General features: G+C 53.2%; 1 rRNA gene. It reads right to left on the minus strand.

Annotated elements, in window-relative coordinates:
• Positions 1-1,836 (minus strand): 23S ribosomal RNA (locus WX88_RS26630); the annotation flags it as partial.

Here is a 1,836-nt window from a genome sequence, read left to right on the forward strand (position 1 = left end):
GAATTTCGCTACCTTAGGACCGTTATAGTTACGGCCGCCGTTTACTGGGGCTTCAATTCGCACCTTCGCTTACGCTAAGCGCTCCTCTTAACCTTCCAGCACCGGGCAGGCGTCAGCCCCTATACTTCGCCTTACGGCTTCGCAGAGACCTGTGTTTTTGCTAAACAGTCGCCTGGGCCTATTCACTGCGGCTCTCTCGGGCTTGCACCCTAACAGAGCACCCCTTCTCCCGAAGTTACGGGGTCATTTTGCCGAGTTCCTTAACGAGAGTTCTCTCGATCNTTACGGGGTCATTTTGCCGAGTTCCTTAACGAGAGTTCTCTCGATCACCTTAGGATTCTCTCCTCGCCTACCTGTGTCGGTTTGCGGTACGGGCACCTCTCACCTCGCTAGAGGCTTTTCTTGGCAGTGTGGAATCAGGAACTTCGCTACTATATTTCGCTCGCCATCACAGCTCAGCCTTATGGGAAACGGATTTGCCTATTTCCCAGCCTAACTGCTTGGACGCGGATATCCAATACCGCGCTTACCCTATCCTCCTGCGTCCCCCCATTGCTCAAATGGTGAGGAGGTGGTACAGGAATATCAACCTGTTGTCCATCGCCTACGCCTTTCGGCCTCGGCTTAGGTCCCGACTAACCCTGAGCGGACGAGCCTTCCTCAGGAAACCTTAGGCATTCGGTGGAGGGGATTCTCACCCCTCTTTCGCTACTCATACCGGCATTCTCACTTCTAAGCGCTCCACCAGTCCTTCCGGTCTGGCTTCACAGCCCTTAGAACGCTCTCCTACCACTGTTCGAAGAACAGTCCGCAGCTTCGGTGATACGTTTAGCCCCGGTACATTTTCGGCGCAGAGTCACTCGACCAGTGAGCTATTACGCACTCTTTAAATGGTGGCTGCTTCTAAGCCAACATCCTGGTTGTCTAAGCAACTCCACATCCTTTTCCACTTAACGTATACTTTGGGACCTTAGCTGGCGGTCTGGGCTGTTTCCCTTTCGACTACGGATCTTATCACTCGCAGTCTGACTCCCAAGGATAAGTCATTGGCATTCGGAGTTTGACTGAATTCGGTAACCCGGTAGGGGCCCCTAGTCCAATCAGTGCTCTACCTCCAAGACTCTTACCTTGAGGCTAGCCCTAAAGCTATTTCGGAGAGAACCAGCTATCTCCAGGTTCGATTGGCATTTCACCCCTACCCACACCTCATCCCCGCACTTTTCAACGTGCGTGGGTTCGGGCCTCCATTCAGTGTTACCTGAACTTCACCCTGGACATGGGTAGATCACCTGGTTTCGGGTCTACGACCACGTACTCATGCGCCCTATTCAGACTCGCTTTCGCTGCGGCTCCGCATCTTCTGCTTAACCTTGCACGGGATCGTAACTCGCCGGTTCATTCTACAAAAGGCACGCCATCACCCGTTAACGGGCTCTGACTACTTGTAGGCACACGGTTTCAGGATCTCTTTCACTCCCCTTCCGGGGTGCTTTTCACCTTTCCCTCACGGTACTGGTTCACTATCGGTCACTAGGGAGTATTTAGCCTTGGGAGATGGTCCTCCCGGATTCCGACGGAATTTCACGTGTTCCGCCGTACTCAGGATCCACTCAGGAGAGAACGAAGTTTTGACTACAGGGCTGTTACCTCCTATGGCGGGCCTTTCCAGACCTCTTCATCTACCTCGTTCCTTTGTAACTCCGTACAGAGTGTCCTACAACCCCAAGAGGCAAGCCTCTTGGTTTGGGCTAATCCCGTTTCGCTCGCCGCTACTCAGGGAATCGCATTTGCTTTCTCTTCCTCCGGGTACTTAGATGTTTCAGTTCCCCGGGTCTG

It is taken from the genome of Hymenobacter terrenus, from assembly GCF_000972495.1.
GTDB classification, from domain to species: Bacteria; Bacteroidota; Bacteroidia; order Cytophagales; family Hymenobacteraceae; genus Hymenobacter; species Hymenobacter terrenus.